Below are 16465 nucleotides of genomic sequence, written 5' to 3'. Positions count from 1 at the left end.
TGCGAGCTTGCCTGCGTTATCGCTTCGAGTGCAGTATTCGGGTCAGCGGACCGACGGCTCGCGCAGTTCCGCACCGATGAACCAGGACTGCTTCTCGAGGTCATCAATGTACTTGTGCAGGATGTCCGAGGTGGTGGGGTCCTCATGATCCACCTGGTCATGAACCCTGCGGATGGTGCCGACGGCGGCGGCGATAGCCTTCACAATCTCGCGGATCGCGTCATGGGTGCTGATCTCGCCCTGCGGGAACTCCGGCAAGGTGGTCAGCGCGGCGACGACAGAGGGACGGCCATCAGGAGATGCGTTCAAGGCACGCATCCGCTCCGCGATCTCGTCCGAGCCCTCGCGCGCCTCATGCACCAACTCGTCCAGGTTCAGGTGCAGATCGCGGAAGTTCGGGCCGACGATGTTCCAGTGTGCCTGCTTGCCGACGAGGTCGAGCGCGATCAAATCAACGAGGACGGCCTGCAGATTGGTGGCGAGTTCCTTCGATGCCTGGAACGTGTTAATTGGAGCCTGAGTAGCAGAAACGGTCATGATCCTTCTCTCCTAACGTTGTCTTCGAAAGTCGCGGTTGCCGCTGCGCTCGCGCTTCATGCTGCAAGCCCCAGGGCTCCGCGCCCTCACGTGCAGTAGAACCGGGTCGGCGTGGTGGATATTCCGAAATCGCCGCCCGGTCGGTTAAGGCAAGGCTTACCTCCACCGGTCATAGAGGTGGGACTCCAGGACGATCTGCCCTTCACAACCCCAGTCCGCACACCAACCCTAAATCGGGCTAAATTGACGTCATGACACTGCTGTACCTCGTCCGGCACGGACAGACCGAGTGGAGTAAATCCGGTCAGCACACTTCCTTTACCGACCTTGATCTGACCCCCGAGGGCGAAGAGCAGGCGCGGGCGCTGCGGCCCCGGCTCGACCCGAGCGAGTTCGGGTTGGTACTGTCCAGTCCCAGACTGCGAGCCCGGCGGACTGCCGAGTTGGCCGGCTTCAGCAACTATGTGGTCACCGATGACCTTCAGGAATGGAACTACGGCGAGTACGAGGGCAAGACATCGGCCGAGATCCGGGCCGAACACCACCCGGGTTGGCGGCTGTGGTTCAATGGCGTTCCGGGCGGAGAGACTGCGGACGAAGTACGCCAGCGCCTCACCCGGGTCGTCCGTCTGGTCCGTTCATCCGGGGTTGACAAAGCCATCTGCTTTGGCCACGGCCACGCGTCGCGAGTGCTGGCGCTGTGCTGGATGGATTTCCCATTGATCTTCGGTCAGGCGTTCCCCGTCGAGACAGCGAGTCTTTCCATCCTGGGCCGGGAGAAGGAGTCCTGGGCGATGCTGCGCTGGAACAGCTGACAGCAACGCCGAGTCCGGTCGGGGTCAAAGGTAATGACCCTTGCGATGCTCCAGGGCTTGGCTGCCCTCGGCGATCTCGATCCACTCGACCTTGGCGCGGACGAGTAGGCCCCAGCCGGAATGCTCCGGGTTCTGGGTGAGCAGGCTGACCCCGGCCCAGGCGGCCGCCCCCACGAGCCGCGGTCCATGCCCGGAATCGTCCCACTCCCCGGTACGGAAAGGGCCGCCCGGCGATGGGGCCACGCGCGCGAAGACATCGGAGATCAAGCCCTGGCCGGGCCCCAGCACGTTGACAGTGGCGAGGAGGGTCTCGCGGAAGACCTCCCACCAGTCGCAGTCCTGGTCGACCAGCGCGACCAGTTCAGCCGGATCGCCGTTGGCGACCAGCATGGACGAGATCGTCCAGCCCTCGCGCTGCGTTCCGGAACCGCTCGTCCAGATGCTCACCGGTGCGGGCAGCAGGCTCCGCAGACGCCTGGCCGGATCCCGTTGCTCCGGCGGAGGAAGGAACGGGTGCGTGCTGTGGATCGACATGAGTCCAGTCTGTCTGAACCGATCCCCATCCCCACCACATCAGCTGCCGAAATCTCCAGCGGCTACCGAAATGCCCGGGCCTCGCAGCAGCAGCTACCGCCAATCACAGCAGCTAGCGAACATTCGGCAGCCGCCGTGATTTTCGACAGCCGCTGGACGAAGAGGTGTACCGACCAGCAGCCGCCGTGATTTTCGACAGCCGCTGGACGAAGAGGGCTACCGACCAGCAGCCGCTATGCTCCGATCGCTGGCCGAGCTTCCGCCGCGGGCAGCGCGGTGTTGATCGCGTCCACCGAGGCCTTCGCGTCGCCGAAGAGCATATAGGTATTGTCGAGGAAGAAGAGCGGGTTCTCGACCCCGGCATAGCCGGGCTTCATTGAGCGCTTGAAGACGATGACCTTCTTGGCCTCCCAGACGTGCAGCACCGGCATACCCGAGATCGGGGTGCCCGGCTCCATCGCGGTCGGGTTGACGGTGTCATTCGCGCCGATCACCAAGACGACATCTGTCTCGTCGAACTCGTCGTTCACCTCGTCCATCTCGAAGACGATGTCATAGGGCACGCGGGCCTCGGCGAGCAGCACGTTCATGTGACCGGGCAGGCGTCCGGCGACCGGGTGAATCGCGAACCGCACCTCGACACCGGCCTCGGTGAGCCGCTTGGTGAGTTCGGCGACCGGGTACTGGGCCTGGGCCACGGCCATGCCGTAACCGGGAGTGATCATCACCGATCTCGCGTCGGCCAGCCAGCTCGCCAACTCGTCCGCCTTGACCTCCTGGATCTCGCCGGCAGGCCCGTCGCCCTGGACGGCGGCGGTGGTACCGAAGCCGCCGAGGATCACCGAGATGAACGAACGGTTCATGGCCCTGCACATGATGAAGCTCAGGATCGCGCCGGAGGCGCCGACCAGCGCACCGGTGATGATCAGCACATTCATGCCCAGCGCGAAGCCACTGAATGCCGCCGCGAAGCCGGAGTAGCTGTTCAGCATCGAGATGACCACCGGCATGTCCGCGCCGCCGATGGCCGCCACCAGATGGAAGCCGAGGAAGAGGCTGAGCAGCGTCAGCAGGATCAGCGGCAGCCACGACTGCGATCCTTGGAACCAGATGCCACAAGCGATGATGCCAACGATGCTGGCGAGGTTGATCAGGTTACGGCCGGGCAGCGTGAGGGGCTTCGATGAGATCTTCTCGGCCAGCTTGCCCCACGCGACGATCGAGCCGGTGAAGGTCACCGCACCGATGAAGACACCGATCCAGATCTCGGCCAGGTGGAAGCCGACATCGGGAACCAGGTGGCCGGCGGCCAGCTCGCGGTGGACCTCGACGAAGACATTCATGCCGATCAAGACCGCCGCCAGACCGACGAACGAGTGCAATTGCGCGATCAGCTGCGGCATGCCCGTCATCTCGACCCGGGTCGCCTTGAACAAGCCGATCACCGCGCCGATCAGCATCGCGACGATCAGCAGAACCAGCGGGAGTACGCCACCGCCGCCGACGAAGCTGGGCATCTGATCGGCCCAGTCATCGCCGCGCCACGACGCGGGTGCCCAGACCGCCACGATGGTTGCACCGACAGCAAGCACCATGCCGAGAATGCCGAAGGCGTTGCCTCGCTTGGAGGTCTGAAACGTCGACAGACCGGCCAGCGCGAGGATGAAGAGCACCCCTGCGACGATGTACGTCGCCTGAACGAAATTGGCTAGCATCGCCGATCAGCCCTTCCGGAACATCGTGAGCATCCGCTGGGTCACTGTGAACCCACCGAAAACGTTGATACTGGCAATCAGCACAGCCAGGGTCGCGATGATCTTGATCGCCAGGCTCTCATTGCCGAGCTGGCTGATGGCGCCAACCAGGATGATGCCCGAGACCGCATTGGTCACGCTCATCAGCGGCGTGTGCAGCGCCGATGTCACATTCCAGACCACGTAGTAGCCCACCACCAGGGCAAGCGCGAAGATCCCGAAGAGCCGGACGAACGACGAGGGCGCGATGGTCAGCAACGCGATGGCGGCGACCGCCAGCACCGCCACCAGGGAGAAGCTCACCCACCAGGGTCGGGGAGCCTTGGGTTCCGCACTCACGCCGCTGGGCAGCTCCGCCTTCTCCGGTACAGGCTTCGGTGCGGCAGAGACCTGGATCGGCGGCGGCGGGAAGGTGACCTCACCGGCGCGGGCGACCGTCATATTGCGCAGCACTTCGTCGTCGAAGTCGATGAGGATCTGCCCATCGGACTGAGGCGTGGCCAGCTTCAACAGGTTCACCAGGTTGGTGCCGTAAAGCTGACTGGCCAGGCCGGGTAGCCGGCTCGCCAGGTCGGTGTATCCGATGATCGTGACACCGTTGGCAGTGACGAACTTCTCACCGGGCTTTGTCAACTCGCAGTTGCCACCACCCAGCGCGGCCAGGTCGACGATGATGCTGCCGGGCTTCATCGCGGCCACCATCTCGGCGGTGATCAGCTTGGGTGAGGGACGACCGGGGATCGCGGCGGTCGTGATGAGGATGTCGACCTTCTTGGCCTGCTCCATGTAGAGCTCGGCGGCACGGACGTTGAAGTCGTCCGAGGTCTCCTTGGCGTAGCCGTCCGAACTCACACCCTGATCGGCCGCTGCGGAACGCACCTTCAAGAAGGTCGCGCCCATCGATTCGACCTGCTCGGCGGTTTCGGGACGAACATCTGTCGCATAGACCTCGGCACCACGCGAATTCGCCGCACCGAGTGCGGCCAGACCCGCCACACCGGTGCCGATCACGAAGACCTTCGCCGGGGCAACCTTGCCTGCGGCGGTCACCTGGCCGCCGAAGGTGCGTCCGAACTCGTAGGAGGCTTCGACCACCGCACGATAGCCGGAGATATTGGCCATCGAACTCAATGCGTCCATCGACTGGGCGCGGGAGATACGCGGCACCATGTCCATCGACATACCGGTCACACCATGGGCTTGGAGGGCCTGGACCAGCGCGGAATTCTGCCGTGGATTGAGGAAGGTGATCAGTACCGCACCCATCCGCATGGCATTGAGTTCGTCAACACTCGGTTCATTGACCGCCAGCACGACGTCGGACGACCACACGTCGGCGTTGGACCCGATGGTCGCCCCGGCCGCCTCGTATGCCGAGTCGGGGAACGACGCGCGTTGACCGGCGCGTGCCTCCACCACTACTGAGTAACCCAATTTGATTAGCTGCGGCACCGTCGTTGGTGTTGCAGCGACCCGGTTCTCACCGGGCAGCGATTCACGCGGAATGCCTATCTGCATGGCGGTCAGCTTAGCGGGCCCGATCTGGAGCCCGACGCCGGGGCTTTGCGGGTACTAGATTTGAACGACCGGCGGATCGACACCTCCCGCCTCACGAACCGAGACAGGCATTCAGGCTGAAGCAGACATTCAAGGAGATGAGATCTATGGCCAAGGTATGCATCACCGACGCTGTTCCCGAGGCAGGACTGGACGGGCTTCGAGCGGCAGGCCACGAGATCGTGAGCTGGGCCGGCGAGCAGCCGCCCACGCGCGCGGAGCTGCTCAACCAGGTGCGCGGCGCAGACGCGGTGCTGAGCGTGCTCACCGACGGGGTGGACGACGAACTCCTGGACGCTGCCGGGCGCCAGCTGAAGGTGGTCGCCAACATCGCAGCGGGCTTCAACAACATCGACCTCGAAACGTGCAAGCGGCGCGGGATCGTCGTGACCGCCACACCTGGCGTCCTCTTCGAATCGACCGCGGACACCGCCTTCGGCCTGCTGCTCATGACGACCCGCCGGTTCGGCCAGGCCGAACGCCTTGTCAGGGCGGGCACGCCGTGGCGCTACCGCACCACCTTCATGCTGGGTCGAGCCATCCAGTCCATGACGATCGGCCTGATCGGCGCCGGGCAGATCGGCACCGCGATGGCCCGGCGTTGTAAGGCATTCGGAATGCAGATCGCCTACGCCGCTGAGCATCCGATGAAGTCTGCGGCCCGCGACGAACTGGCGGCCGTCGGCCTGCCCCTGGACGAACTGATCGCCACCAGCGATGTCATCAGCCTGCACTGCCCGCTGACGCCCGAGACCCGCCATATCCTCAACGCAGAGCGGCTGGCCGCGATGAAGCAGGGCGCGTATGTCATCAACACGGCGCGCGGCGCCTGCATCGACGAGAAGGCGCTGGCCGAGGCCCTGAAATCGGGCCACCTCGCCGGTGCCGGCCTGGACGTCTACGAACACGAGCCCGAGATCGACGCAGACCTCCTTGAGATGGAAAACGTCGTGCTGCTTCCCCATCTGGGTTCGGCGACCGCGGAGACCCGCACCAAGATGACAGGGCTCGCCGTGGCGAACGTCGTGGCGGTGCTCGAAGGCAAGCCTGCGGTTACACCAGTGCCGGGGTTTTGAATGTGATCAGGGACGCTGCCAGACCGACAGATAGCGCCAGCCGCCGACCCGTTCCCAGCTGGCGCCGGGCAGGATCGACTCGATCGCGTCGCGGGTCTCGGTCCAGCCGAGCAGCGCGTCCATTTTGATCGTCGGCGGCTCCCATCGGGTTGTGCCGACGCGTCCGACGAGATTGCCGGGGATGTCGGCAATCGATACCAGGGTCTCGCCGACCCCCTTGTTGCGCGCGTATCCGACGTTCACCAGCACGCCACCCGGACGCAGCACCCGGCGCATCTCCACCAGAGCCAGCTCGAGCTTCGTCTGATGCAGGACCATCACACTCACCACCGCGCCGAACGAGTCGTCGGCGAACGGCAGGCCGGTGGCGTCCCCGATCATGAAATGCGTGTTCTCTGAGTCGTCGGGCAGCACGCTGGAATCGGGATCGATGCCCACCACCTGATGGCCCTGGCCGGCCAGATAACGGGCCAGCGTCCCCTCGCCGCAACCGACATCCAGGACGAGCTGCTGATCCGCGATCAGCTCCGCGACGCGCGGGTACTGCTGAGAATTGTGGTTCCAGCGGTCGGCGAATGGGTGATTCTTTGGCATGGGCGTACCCCTCGCGGCGAGCCTGAACTGACGCGTTCACCTTAGCCCGGCGGATCCTGCAACCGCCGGCGTGATCGCTGTGTCCTGGTGACAGGTTCAGCGGTTAAAGTTCGCTACTCGGAGGGCAAACTATGAGGATCCACCAGTTGGCGACGGCCGGCTTGGCAGCCTTGCTGCTAAGCGGCTGCACCGGCAACCCCGAGGTCCGCATAACCACCTCCGCGATCCTGGATCCGGACGGAACGACCGACTCGATGAGAGTGTCGTCGGGCTCGCTCAGCTGCGAATTCCCGCCTGCGAACCAGGACGCTGCGGACGGCGCCGATCGACTCTTGGCCGACGAAGCGCTATTCGCCGCTGCCACCACCGATGCGGTTGGCTTCGCGGTGCACGATTATCGCTCCGGGCTCAGCTGCTTCCGCAATCGCGGCGCGGACTTCGAGACCGCGAGCATCATCAAGGTGGCGACCGTCGCCGCCCTGCTCTGGCAGATCGAGCAGGATCCCTCCCGACAGCTCACCCCCGACGAGCAGGAGCTGGCTGCCGCCGCGATCACGAGCTCGGACAATGACGCGCAAGAGGAACTCTGGCAGCTGATCGGTGGCTCACAAGGCCTGCGACCGTTCCTCGCCGCTGCCGGCATGCGCGCGACGATTCCCGACAGCGACGAATCGTGGGGTCTCACCTCGACCACGGCGGACGATCAGCTACGGCTCATCGACGCCCTCGCCACCGACGGGCTGCTCTCGGTGGATGACCGCGACTACCTGCTGGAATTGATGCGGAACATCGATCCCGAGCAGATCTGGGGAGTCAGCTCGGGGGCACCCAGCGGAGCGTCCGTCGCTTTGAAGAACGGCTGGCTTGACGACCCGGTCTTCGACGACGCCGCGACCGGCCGTCACCGGGACCGGTTCGAGTCTGACGACGCCCAGTCCGAGGCGACCTGGACGAACAACTCGATCGGGTACATCGAGGGCACTACCCAGACGTACTCGCTGGTGGTGCTCAGCACCGGCAATCCGTCCGACGAGGCCGGGCGCGATACCGTCGAGGCGGTGGCCCGGCTGGTCAGCGGAGCGCTGTTCGGCTGATAGCTGCCACCACCTGCAGCACCTCAGTGCCCCGATTCCGCGGAGTTCAACTGCAGCAGGTAGACATTGTCCCTCAGCCTGGTCGCCTGCGCACGGGTGAGGTCGCCGGCCTCATACTTTTCCTGGATGAACCCGAGTTCAAGACGGAAACCCTCCTCCTCGACCGCGCGGACCGAGTCCCATAGCTGAGGACGGTCGCCCGTCGGTCTGCCCTGCGCGTCCCCGGTCATCTGGCGCTGCCTGCGGTACATCCGCAAGAGCACCTCGTGTTCGGCCTTCAGCCTGGACGCAGCCTCGGCCCGCTCGGACTCGTCGCAGTCGGCCAACTCGCCGAGGAACTGGACAGCCCGCACCTCAAGCAAGATCTGCGCATCGCGGGTCTTGCCCGAACGGCGGGCGCTTTCAATCGCCTCCCTGGATCGCTGGGTGCGGCCCATCAACTGCTGGGCCTGGCTGCGCAGCAGCGCGCCGAAGGTGCCGCGGAACTTACCGGTGGTGGCCAATGTCAGATTCCGGCGCAGGATCACCGAACAGATCCGGGCAGTCTCCGGATCGATCGTCTCCGCGTCCTTCATCTCCTGAAGATAGATCTCCTGGTCGGCGATCACCTCGGTGCGCAACTGCTGCAGGGCAGGGGTGCGTTCGTCGTCCTCGGCGAGCTCGCGGATCTGCATCCGGTATTCATTGACCACGATCGAGACGGGCAGCGCGGTCGTGGCGGTGGACTGCTCGCGCAGGCTGCGGACGACCTTGTTGAGGATATCCACGTGAACCCGGACCAGCTGCTGCTGTTCGTCCGCGTTGTCCTCGGCCTTGGGCGCAAGCAACGGGACGACGAAGTTCGCCAGCAGCAGGGTCAGCAGGATGACGCCCGACGCCAAGAAGATCAGCTCATCACGCTGCGCGAACAACTCCCCATTGACCATTGCCGGCAGCGTGAACGAGATCGACAAGGTGACCGCGCCTTTGGGCCCGGCGAAAGTGGTGACCGAGGCATCGCGCAGCATCTGTCGCGTCAGCACCTTGCCGACAGGGCCGTTGCCCTTCTTCTTGCGCATCTTCTTCTGGTGGCTGATCTCCATCGCCAGCATCCATCCGAATCGCATCGCGACCGAGATGAAGGTGATCGCGAGGATCATCCCCACCAGGCTGATCGGATTCGTCGCATCCTCCCACGAATGCTCGATCGCGTAGGGCAGCTGCACGCCGAGCAGCACGAAGACGACGCCGTTGATGACGAAGGTCAGCACCTCCCAGACGCTGGACGAGACCAGCTTCACACGAGCCTGATAGCTGGAACGCAGCTGCGGGAAGAGTGTCATGACCAGGCCGGCTGCGACCACGCCGAGAATGCCCGACGCGTGGATCTCCTCGGTCACCAAGAAGATGATGAACGGTGTCAGCACCTCGAAGACGACGTGGAAGACCGTGCTTTCAAGACCGATCGCGCGCACCGAGCGCAGGATCACCACGGCCAGCAGGCCGAGCACGGCACCGGTGCCCAACCCCCCGAAGAATGAGAGCGCGAACGAGCCGGTCGCCTGGGCCAGGCTGAATGCGCCGGTGGTCAATGCGGCGACCGCGAACTGGAAGGAGACGATGCCGGACGCATCGTTGATCAGCGCCTCGCCCGAGAGCAGCGACTTCTGCCGCGTGTTGAGTTGCAGGCTTCGCGACAGTGCGGTGACGGCGGCAGCATCGGTGGGACCGAGCATCGCGCCCAGCGCGAACGCGCCGGCCAGCGGAATGGTCGGGGCAAGCCAGTTGGTGATGAACCCGACCGCCAGCGCGGAGACGATCACCAGGCCGATGGCCAGCGAGAGAATGCCGCCCAGGTTGCGGACGAAGAGTTGCTTGTTGATCTTGCGTGATTCGTCGAAGAGCAGCGGCGCGATGAATAGGACGAGGAAGAGCTCGGGACTGGTCGTGATGTGCAGCGGCTCGCCCACCACGGCCGCGAGCAGTGCGCCGATCATGATCTGCACCAGCGGCAATGCCAGCCGGGTGAGCAGCTGGTCCAGGACTGCGGAGAGCAGCACCACGGCGAGCACCATCAAAACCAGGTCGAACGTCTCCATGCCGCCTCCTATCTGTTCGGACGCCGAATCGCTGCGGCGCCTTTGCCTCGCCCGCCGCGGTCGTCGTGCGGCAGGATCGGCATGAAAACTACTTTCGCTTCCCCGGGTGGGCGCCGGTGGCGATCGGACGCCCGGAGGGGGCGTACGCCGACCACGATCCGACGAAGAGTCGTCCCCGGCCCAGGCCTGCGTATTCCATCGCCAGCAGGTCATGGCAAGCGGTCACTCCCGAGCCGCAGTAGACGATCGCGCGCGAGGCATCCTTGACGCCGAGGGCCTCATAGCGTTCGCGCAGCTCGTCCGGGGTGCGGAAAGATCCGTCGGCGTCCAGATTGTCGCTCAACGGCGCGCTCAAAGCACCGGGGATGTGCCCCGCGGCGACGCCGGTAGGTTCGGTGGAACCGTCGTAGCGTTCGGCGGCGCGAGCGTCGATCACCAGAGGGCCGGCAACTGCCTCGTCCATGGTGGCGATCTGGGCGGGGCCCCACTCGCGCAGGCTGAAGGTCGCGGGATCGGGATCGGGAATCTCGGTGGCGAGTGGGCCGGGCCAAGCGGCAAGACCGCCATCGAGCAACGCGGCCTCGACACCGAGGCTGCGCAGCATCCAGACCAGACGACCGGCCGAGAAACCACCGGCAGCATCGTAGGCCACCACGATCGAACCGTCACCGATGCCCGCGCGGCCCATCGCCTCGGCGAACTCGGCCGGATCGGGAAGCGGATGACGCCCGCCTTCGGTGCTCGGCGCAGCGGCGAGTTCGGCGTCCAGATCGATGAAGACCGCCCCCGGGATATGCCCTTCGCGATAGGCCTCGAATCCCGGCGGGCCACCGAGCGACCACCTGACGTCCGCCACGTGGGCTTCGGGATGTGCCTGCAACCAACCGGGGCTGACGACCGCCGGTATCATCGCTTTGCTCCGGTGGTGTCAGCCTGACCGGAGAAGTCATGGTGGTGAGTCATCACTGACGCCTGCCCTTCGTTGCCCAACCAAGCTAGTTTCCCACGTCTGCCCGGTTGAGCGCGCCGGTTTCTGCCCCCCGTTGCCGTGTTCGTTGCCACGGATTCGGTGTGCTAAAGGCCCGACCACTGGCAAGGACCGCGGGAAAGGTGTAGACAGCCATTCATGAGAGCCCGGCCCGGATCAGATCACCGCTGCCCCTGCTGCTCGGGGGCCGCCTGGGGCGCCTGCTGCGGACGATGGCTGGACGACGGGCTCAACGCCCCCACTCCCGAGGCTTTGATGAGGTCCCGGTTCTCCGCCTTCGCCGTGGGCGACGCCGACTATCTGCGCCGCACCTGGCATCCGTCGACCCGGCCACGCACCCTCGACCTGGATCCCGATCTCAACTGGTACCGGCTCGATGTGCTGGCCGCGCGCGGCGGCCCCTTCGACGACGACGGCCTGGTCGAATTCGTCGCCTATCATCGCTCGCCCGACGGCCGCGGGCAGCTTCACGAGCGTTCGCGCTTCGAGAAGGTGGAAGGATCGTGGCTGTATCTACACGGAATCCAGCTGCGCTGAGGCACAGCGTGACCAACTACATGCGATTTAGCGCCCGAAGGCACGCTGAATCGATTTAGCAGGGTGGTTCGGCTCAAATCGCATGTACTTAGTCACAGCATCTTGTTTTGCCGACGGTCGGTGGCCAGGCCGGCGTCCACCAGCACCTGGACGATCTGATCCGCAGTCGCCTGACGCGGCTCGCGGCCATCGGGCAGCAGCGGGCCTGACGCGAAGTATCCGCCCTTGCCGGCATGTTTGAGCGGGCCGATTTTGATGATCTGCAGGCGTCCATCGCGGCGGGCGCGGTTCCAGGGCGAGGATCCGAAGACTGGCCAACGCCGCGCGAAGAACAGCGGGCCGAGGCCTTGCACGCGGTCGGTGTCGCCGCGCAGATGCCAGATCTGCTCGGCACGGTCGAGGCCCGGATCGGCGGACATGATGCCCGCCATCGACATCACCCGTACCGGCATGCCCAGCGCCGCCAGATACCAGGCGGTGCCCGCAGCGATCTGGGCCCCGCCGCTCCAGCCGAGCAGGGTAACCGGGCGTCGATGCTCGGGCGCATAACCGTTGCGGATCAGTGCCGCGGCGATCTGCTCGGCGATGGCCAGGTTGAAGACAGGCCCATAGCGCCGGTCAGAGCTGACGAACATCTGGAAGGCGTTGCGCAGGTTGATCAGGAATGCGAGCGCGCGCAGCCTGGTCTTCTCGAACTTCCAGCGCGCCAGCGCCTGCCAGAAGCGGCTGAGCCGACGTCCCTGGGTGAGCGCGGTGTTCGCGACCGAATAGGGATAGATCTGCCAGATGAGTTGGGTTCCACCGATGCGCCCGGCGAGCCGCTCAATCATCGGGACCTCGATCGCCGGCAGCTGGTCGGGGCCGCTGATGCCGATTCCGGACAGGTAGACCAGGTAATGCCCCTGCTCAGCGGGAAGTACGGTGGGGACGACATCGTCCGGCTGATCTCCCGGGCGTCCGAACGCCTCGTCGAGGTTCGGCCAGTGGATCGCCCGGTCGTCCAGTTCGCCGCGGCGCCACCAGGTCAATGCCTCGTTGGGCGCGACCAGCCCGGCGATCACCAAGCCGATCACGATGATGGCGACGATCTGGCCGATCATCGGGTCTGCTCCATCTCGGCCGAAGCCATCAGGTCACGCCCCGTCCATCCCGGCGAGCCGCTGACGAGCCTGAAGAGCCGCTCGCGCAATCTCAGCGGCGAACGATCCACCACCACGTCGAATGCCTGGGCGGCGAGCCAGGCGATGCCCGCGACCAACAGCGCGTTCGCGCCCGAGGCGTCCAGCACCGGACGAAGCAGCTGCCACAGCACCAGCAGATGCCAGACCTTCAAGATGCGCGCCACTCCGGGCCCGGTGTACGGCAGCACCACCAGGAAACCCAGCCAATACGGTGCGAGAGCGATCAGGACCCTCGGCAGTAAGACCATCAGCCGCGGTGAATGCCCCAACATCAGCCATCCGCAGGCCGCTACCAGCAGGGCCTCGATGGCGCCGGTGAGCAGCGTTCCTATCCCGGAGATTGCCAGGGTCAACAGGGCGCGCCAGCGTCCGACCCGGTTGATCGCGAGCAGGGCCCATTGGCCACCCATCAGCGAGACGCCGCCCAGCACGGCGATGCCGGCCGGCACCGACCAGCCGAAGCCCGCAGCCTGTTGCGCGACGCAGGCAGAATCGAGGCTCAGGCCGCACCCGACGGTGCCCACCAGCGCACTCAGGTATGCACCCAGCCACGTCCACGCCCCCATGTCGTCAGTCTGGCACGCGGGACTGACACGCTGCCGATCTGCTCGGCCCGCGAAGCCACCTAGGCTTGCTCCATGACCTTCGAACTCGGCATCACCGTCGATCAGTCAGATCCGATCAACGAGGCCCTCACCTGTCCGGCACCCATCGTGCAGCTCCAGATCGGCGATCCGCAGAGCTGGAAGGCCCCCAGCCTTGGCTATCAGGGCGGACCGCAGGCCTTGCGCGAGGCGGCCGAGGCCGCCGGCGTGGGCATCTATGTGCACGCGCCCTATGTGATCAACGTGGCGTCCACGAACAACCGGATCCGCATTCCCGGCCGCAAGCTGCTGCAGCAGCATGTCAGCATGGCCGCCGAGATCGGGGCGCGTGGCGTGATCGTGCACGGCGGCCACGTCACCGCCAACGACGATCCGGCGAAGGGCTATGAGAACTGGTTCAAGGCGATCGACGGGCTGCGGCTGGACTGTCCGGTCCTGATCGAGAACACCGCCGGCGGCGCGCACGCGATGGCCCGCTATCTCGACTCGATCGCCAAGCTGTGGGAGGCGATCAGCGCGGCGTCCGATTTCGATCAGGTGGGATTCTGTCTCGACAGCTGCCATGCGCACGCCTCGGGCGAGGATCTCGATGGGATCGTCGATCGGGTGCTGGCGATCACCGGGCGCATCGATCTGGTGCACCTCAACGACTCCCGGGATGCCGCCGGGTCGGGTGCCGACCGCCACGCGCACCTGGGGCAGGGCCAGATCGACCCCGAGTTGCTGGTCGAGATCGTGCGGCAGGCGAACGCCCCGACGATCCTGGAGACCCACGGCAGCGTTCAGGATCAGTGCGCGGACATGGCCTGGCTCAATCAGCGGCTGTAATACGAGAACGGGACGCCGAGGTCAGACCGGACCCTCCGAACTGCCGGCCCGCGAAGAGGAGTCATGACCGCCACCATCGCCGGAATCCTGACCGGTTTCTCGCTGATCATCGCGATCGGCGCGCAGAACGCCTTCGTGATGCGCCAAGGCATTCGCCGCGAACACGTCGGACGCGTCGTGACCATCTGCGCCGTCTCCGATCTGGTCCTCATCGTCGCCGGCACCCTCGGCATGGGTGCCCTGATCAACGCCCACCCGGTCGTCCTCGCCGTATTCAAATGGGCGGGCGCGGCCTACCTGCTCTGGTTCGCGTTCCGGTCCTTCCGATCGGCGATGAACCCGCAGGGGCTCGAAGCGGGCGAGAGTTCCTCGTCGCGTTCGGCGGTGCTGACCACGCTGGCACTGACCTGGTTGAACCCGCACGTCTACCTCGACACCGTCATCATGCTGGGCAATATCGCCAACCAGTACGGCGCCGATCGCTGGTGGTTCGCACTCGGCGCCGCCATCGCCAGCCTGACCTGGTTTCCGGCACTCGGCTTCGGCGCGAGCGCGCTCGCTCGTCCGCTGGCCAAGCCGTCGGTCTGGCGGGTCGTCGATCTGGTCATCGGCCTGGCGATGGTGGCCATCGCCATCAGATTGATCACCTTGTGAACTCCGAGTGAACTCCGGCCGGCGTGACCATGCCTGCCGCCCGGCGGCGTGGGAACATGGATGGACAACACCGGCACAGCGGAAGGAAGAAGGCATACGACATGGGGTTCCGCGATCTCTTCGGCAGGCATGACTCTGCAGCTGACGAATCGACGATTTCGGTTTCGGACTCGCTGGGGTTGCTTGCCGCAGGTGGTGTGATCGTCGACGTTCGTACCCTGAGTGAATACCAGCGCGGCCATATTCCCGGCGCGAAGCTGGTGGCGGTGACCGATTTGCACCCTTCGGCGATGGAGGCGATCTGGGGCAATGATCCACTGGCCATGCTCGACCCCGACACCGCGGCCAAGGCGCTGATCGTAGTGAGTTCGACACCGGCGCACGCGGCCGCGGTTACCCACCTGCTGCGCGACCAGCAGCTCAATGCCTACTCACTTGACGGTGGGTTGGTCGGCTGGGTGCGTGACGGGCAGGTTCTGATCCCCGGCCCACCCCGCTGATTCGCCTCTGGACGCCGGGCCACGTAGACTTGCCGTTCGTGTCGGACGCGTCCGTAGCGCCTGGCACCAGCAATACGCCCTCCTGCCACGGGAGATACCCGCGGCCGCCTAGTCCGAAGGAGGTGGAGTTCGCGTATGCGTAAGTACGAGATCATGATCATCATTGACCCCGACGTCGACGAGCGTCAGGTGCCTGCTCTACTGGAGAAGCATCAGTTGGTCATCACCGCAGCCGATGGCACCGTTGACAGCCAGGACATCTGGGGTAAGCGCCGGATGGCTTACGAGATCAACAAGAAGCCCGAAGGCACCTACGCCGTGCTGAATGTCACGGCCACTGTCGACGCGGTCAAAGAAATGGATCGGCTCATGTCCATCGACGAGCAGATCATGCGCGCCAAGGTGATGCGCACCGACAAGAAGTGAGTCAACCCGCCGAGATCATCCACAGATCGGCCCTGCCCCCAGATTTTTGTCAGGGTCCCGGCCAATACTGGAAGAACTCGCCGCACAACTCGCTTTCACACTCGTAACGGAGGAATCTCATGGCAGGTGAAACCCAGATCACACTGGTCGGCAATCTGACCGCCGACCCCGAGCTGCGGTTCACGCCGTCGGGCGCGGCCGTGGCCAACTTCACGGTTGCCTCGACACCGCGCACCTTCGACCGTCAGACCAATGAATGGAAAGACGGCGATTCCATGTTCCTCAACTGCTCGATCTGGCGTCAGGCGGCCGAGAATGTCGCCGAATCGCTGTCGAAGGGCATGCGAGTGATCGTTTCTGGTCGGCTCCGGTCGCGCAGCTACGACGACCGTGAAGGCAACCGCCGCACGGTCTTCGAGGTTGATGTCGACGAAGTCGGGCCGTCGCTTCGGTACGCCACAGCCAAGGTCACCCGGGCGTCGTCCGGCAACTGGCAAGGCGGCGGCGGCCAGGGCGGTCAAGGTGGGCAAGGTGGGCAACCGCACCAGGGCTACAACAACCAGTCGGGTCCCAACCAGGGCGGTAACGCTCCCGGGGGCCAGGATGGCTGGCAGGCCGGTGGATCGTCCTCGCCCAACCGCGGCGTCTCGAATGACCCGTGGGCAGGCGCCCAGAGCGAAGAACCGCCGTTCTGATCGTCCGGTCAG

18 protein-coding genes are annotated in these 16465 nt (G+C 65.2%); 9 read left to right on the top strand and 9 right to left on the bottom strand.

The window, feature by feature from the left end:
- Positions 1-42 precede the first annotated feature (42 nt).
- A complete protein-coding gene (locus AAFP05_RS07580; RefSeq protein ID WP_341729254.1) occupies positions 43-537 on the bottom strand; it encodes a DNA starvation/stationary phase protection protein in 495 nt (164 codons plus the stop codon).
- Positions 538-788: 251 nt separating this feature from the next.
- On the opposite strand from AAFP05_RS07580, the gene AAFP05_RS07575 reads away from it, so the two are divergent.
- Positions 789-1352, top strand: coding sequence for a histidine phosphatase family protein (locus tag AAFP05_RS07575; RefSeq protein WP_341729253.1), 564 nt, complete (start codon positions 789-791; stop codon positions 1350-1352).
- 24 nt (positions 1353-1376) lie between these two features.
- On the opposite strand, the gene AAFP05_RS07570 is transcribed toward AAFP05_RS07575, so the two are convergent.
- From AAFP05_RS07570 to AAFP05_RS07560, 3 genes are all read right to left on the bottom strand, one after another.
- Complete coding sequence (locus AAFP05_RS07570) at positions 1377-1886, bottom strand: flavin reductase (RefSeq protein ID WP_341729252.1); 510 nt, start codon at positions 1884-1886, stop codon at positions 1377-1379.
- 233 nt (positions 1887-2119) lie between these two features.
- The gene (locus tag AAFP05_RS07565; protein WP_341729251.1) at positions 2120-3601 is read right to left on the bottom strand and encodes an NAD(P)(+) transhydrogenase (Re/Si-specific) subunit beta; all 1482 of its coding nucleotides are present in this window, start codon (positions 3599-3601) and stop codon (positions 2120-2122) included.
- A gap of 6 nt (positions 3602-3607) precedes the next feature.
- Positions 3608-5158: a Re/Si-specific NAD(P)(+) transhydrogenase subunit alpha gene (locus AAFP05_RS07560; protein ID WP_341729250.1), complete on the bottom strand. Its 1551-nt coding sequence runs from the start codon at positions 5156-5158 to the stop codon at positions 3608-3610.
- Between the two features lie 146 nt (positions 5159-5304).
- Here AAFP05_RS07560 and AAFP05_RS07555 point away from each other — a divergent pair, with 146 nt between their 5' ends.
- A complete protein-coding gene (locus tag AAFP05_RS07555) occupies positions 5305-6273 on the top strand; it encodes a D-glycerate dehydrogenase (protein ID WP_341729249.1) in 969 nt (322 codons plus the stop codon).
- A 6-nt stretch (positions 6274-6279) separates the two neighbouring features.
- On the opposite strand, the gene AAFP05_RS07550 is transcribed toward AAFP05_RS07555, so the two are convergent.
- Positions 6280-6867, bottom strand: coding sequence for a class I SAM-dependent methyltransferase (locus AAFP05_RS07550; protein WP_341729248.1), 588 nt, complete (start codon positions 6865-6867; stop codon positions 6280-6282).
- 131 nt (positions 6868-6998) lie between these two features.
- Between AAFP05_RS07550 and AAFP05_RS07545 the strand changes: the two genes are divergently transcribed.
- On the top strand, positions 6999-7961 hold the full coding sequence (locus AAFP05_RS07545) for a serine hydrolase (RefSeq protein ID WP_341729247.1): 963 nt from the start codon (positions 6999-7001) through the stop codon (positions 7959-7961).
- A 23-nt stretch (positions 7962-7984) separates the two neighbouring features.
- Here AAFP05_RS07545 and AAFP05_RS07540 read toward each other — a convergent pair whose 3' ends face one another.
- Both AAFP05_RS07540 and AAFP05_RS07535 read right to left on the bottom strand, forming a co-directional pair.
- Complete coding sequence (locus tag AAFP05_RS07540; RefSeq protein WP_341729246.1) at positions 7985-10039, bottom strand: Na+/H+ antiporter; 2055 nt, start codon at positions 10037-10039, stop codon at positions 7985-7987.
- A gap of 88 nt (positions 10040-10127) precedes the next feature.
- Entirely contained in the window at positions 10128-10949 is an 822-nt protein-coding gene (locus AAFP05_RS07535) for a sulfurtransferase (RefSeq protein ID WP_341729245.1), read from the bottom strand.
- A 216-nt stretch (positions 10950-11165) separates the two neighbouring features.
- Here AAFP05_RS07535 and AAFP05_RS07530 point away from each other — a divergent pair, with 216 nt between their 5' ends.
- Positions 11166-11564, top strand: coding sequence for a YchJ family metal-binding protein (locus tag AAFP05_RS07530; protein ID WP_341729244.1), 399 nt, complete (start codon positions 11166-11168; stop codon positions 11562-11564).
- 92 nt (positions 11565-11656) lie between these two features.
- Here AAFP05_RS07530 and AAFP05_RS07525 read toward each other — a convergent pair whose 3' ends face one another.
- Complete coding sequence (locus AAFP05_RS07525) at positions 11657-12664, bottom strand: hypothetical protein (RefSeq protein ID WP_341729243.1); 1008 nt, start codon at positions 12662-12664, stop codon at positions 11657-11659.
- On the bottom strand, positions 12661-13311 hold the full coding sequence (locus tag AAFP05_RS07520; RefSeq protein WP_341729242.1) for a hypothetical protein: 651 nt from the start codon (positions 13309-13311) through the stop codon (positions 12661-12663). The genes AAFP05_RS07525 and AAFP05_RS07520 overlap by 4 nt, the downstream gene beginning before the upstream one ends.
- Positions 13312-13383: 72 nt before the next feature.
- On the opposite strand from AAFP05_RS07520, the gene AAFP05_RS07515 reads away from it, so the two are divergent.
- The 5 genes from AAFP05_RS07515 (at position 13384) to AAFP05_RS07495 (ending at position 16453) form a co-directional block, all read left to right on the top strand.
- On the top strand, positions 13384-14178 hold the full coding sequence (locus AAFP05_RS07515) for a deoxyribonuclease IV (RefSeq protein ID WP_341729241.1): 795 nt from the start codon (positions 13384-13386) through the stop codon (positions 14176-14178).
- 63 nt (positions 14179-14241) lie between these two features.
- Entirely contained in the window at positions 14242-14832 is a 591-nt protein-coding gene (locus AAFP05_RS07510) for a LysE/ArgO family amino acid transporter (RefSeq protein WP_341729240.1), read from the top strand.
- Positions 14833-14933: 101 nt separating this feature from the next.
- Positions 14934-15332, top strand: coding sequence for a rhodanese-like domain-containing protein (locus AAFP05_RS07505; RefSeq protein ID WP_341729239.1), 399 nt, complete (start codon positions 14934-14936; stop codon positions 15330-15332).
- 135 nt (positions 15333-15467) lie between these two features.
- On the top strand, positions 15468-15758 hold the full coding sequence (rpsF, locus tag AAFP05_RS07500; RefSeq protein ID WP_341729238.1) for a 30S ribosomal protein S6: 291 nt from the start codon (positions 15468-15470) through the stop codon (positions 15756-15758).
- Positions 15759-15877: 119 nt separating this feature from the next.
- Entirely contained in the window at positions 15878-16453 is a 576-nt protein-coding gene (locus tag AAFP05_RS07495; RefSeq protein ID WP_341729237.1) for a single-stranded DNA-binding protein, read from the top strand.
- The last annotated feature ends 12 nt before the right edge of the window (positions 16454-16465 follow it).

The organism is Brooklawnia sp., from assembly GCF_032229645.1.
In the GTDB taxonomy this organism is placed as follows: Bacteria; Actinomycetota; Actinomycetes; order Propionibacteriales; family Propionibacteriaceae; genus Brooklawnia.
The sequence above is the reverse complement of the archived record's forward strand: the minus strand, read 5'-3'. Positions and strand labels throughout refer to the sequence as shown.

What these genes read in the sequence shown, in the direction of transcription:
- AAFP05_RS07570 (WP_341729252.1), bottom strand. Translation starts at nt 1,886, where the DNA reads ATGTCGATCCACAGCACGCACCCGTTCCTTCCTCCGCCGGAGCAACGG.
- AAFP05_RS07560 (WP_341729250.1), bottom strand. Translation starts at nt 5,158, where the DNA reads ATGCAGATAGGCATTCCGCGTGAATCGCTGCCCGGTGAGAACCGGGTC.
- AAFP05_RS07550 (WP_341729248.1), bottom strand. Translation starts at nt 6,867, where the DNA reads ATGCCAAAGAATCACCCATTCGCCGACCGCTGGAACCACAATTCTCAG.
- AAFP05_RS07545 (WP_341729247.1), top strand. Translation starts at nt 6,999, where the DNA reads ATGAGGATCCACCAGTTGGCGACGGCCGGCTTGGCAGCCTTGCTGCTA.
- AAFP05_RS07575 (WP_341729253.1), top strand. Translation starts at nt 789, where the DNA reads ATGACACTGCTGTACCTCGTCCGGCACGGACAGACCGAGTGGAGTAAA.
- rpsF (WP_341729238.1), top strand. Translation starts at nt 15,468, where the DNA reads ATGCGTAAGTACGAGATCATGATCATCATTGACCCCGACGTCGACGAG.
- AAFP05_RS07520 (WP_341729242.1), bottom strand. Translation starts at nt 13,311, where the DNA reads ATGGGGGCGTGGACGTGGCTGGGTGCATACCTGAGTGCGCTGGTGGGC.
- AAFP05_RS07515 (WP_341729241.1), top strand. Translation starts at nt 13,384, where the DNA reads ATGACCTTCGAACTCGGCATCACCGTCGATCAGTCAGATCCGATCAAC.
- AAFP05_RS07510 (WP_341729240.1), top strand. Translation starts at nt 14,242, where the DNA reads ATGACCGCCACCATCGCCGGAATCCTGACCGGTTTCTCGCTGATCATC.
- AAFP05_RS07505 (WP_341729239.1), top strand. Translation starts at nt 14,934, where the DNA reads ATGGGGTTCCGCGATCTCTTCGGCAGGCATGACTCTGCAGCTGACGAA.
- AAFP05_RS07540 (WP_341729246.1), bottom strand. Translation starts at nt 10,039, where the DNA reads ATGGAGACGTTCGACCTGGTTTTGATGGTGCTCGCCGTGGTGCTGCTC.
- AAFP05_RS07530 (WP_341729244.1), top strand. Translation starts at nt 11,166, where the DNA reads ATGAGAGCCCGGCCCGGATCAGATCACCGCTGCCCCTGCTGCTCGGGG.
- AAFP05_RS07495 (WP_341729237.1), top strand. Translation starts at nt 15,878, where the DNA reads ATGGCAGGTGAAACCCAGATCACACTGGTCGGCAATCTGACCGCCGAC.
- AAFP05_RS07580 (WP_341729254.1), bottom strand. Translation starts at nt 537, where the DNA reads ATGACCGTTTCTGCTACTCAGGCTCCAATTAACACGTTCCAGGCATCG.
- AAFP05_RS07525 (WP_341729243.1), bottom strand. Translation starts at nt 12,664, where the DNA reads ATGATCGGCCAGATCGTCGCCATCATCGTGATCGGCTTGGTGATCGCC.
- AAFP05_RS07565 (WP_341729251.1), bottom strand. Translation starts at nt 3,601, where the DNA reads ATGCTAGCCAATTTCGTTCAGGCGACGTACATCGTCGCAGGGGTGCTC.
- AAFP05_RS07555 (WP_341729249.1), top strand. Translation starts at nt 5,305, where the DNA reads ATGGCCAAGGTATGCATCACCGACGCTGTTCCCGAGGCAGGACTGGAC.
- AAFP05_RS07535 (WP_341729245.1), bottom strand. Translation starts at nt 10,949, where the DNA reads ATGATACCGGCGGTCGTCAGCCCCGGTTGGTTGCAGGCACATCCCGAA.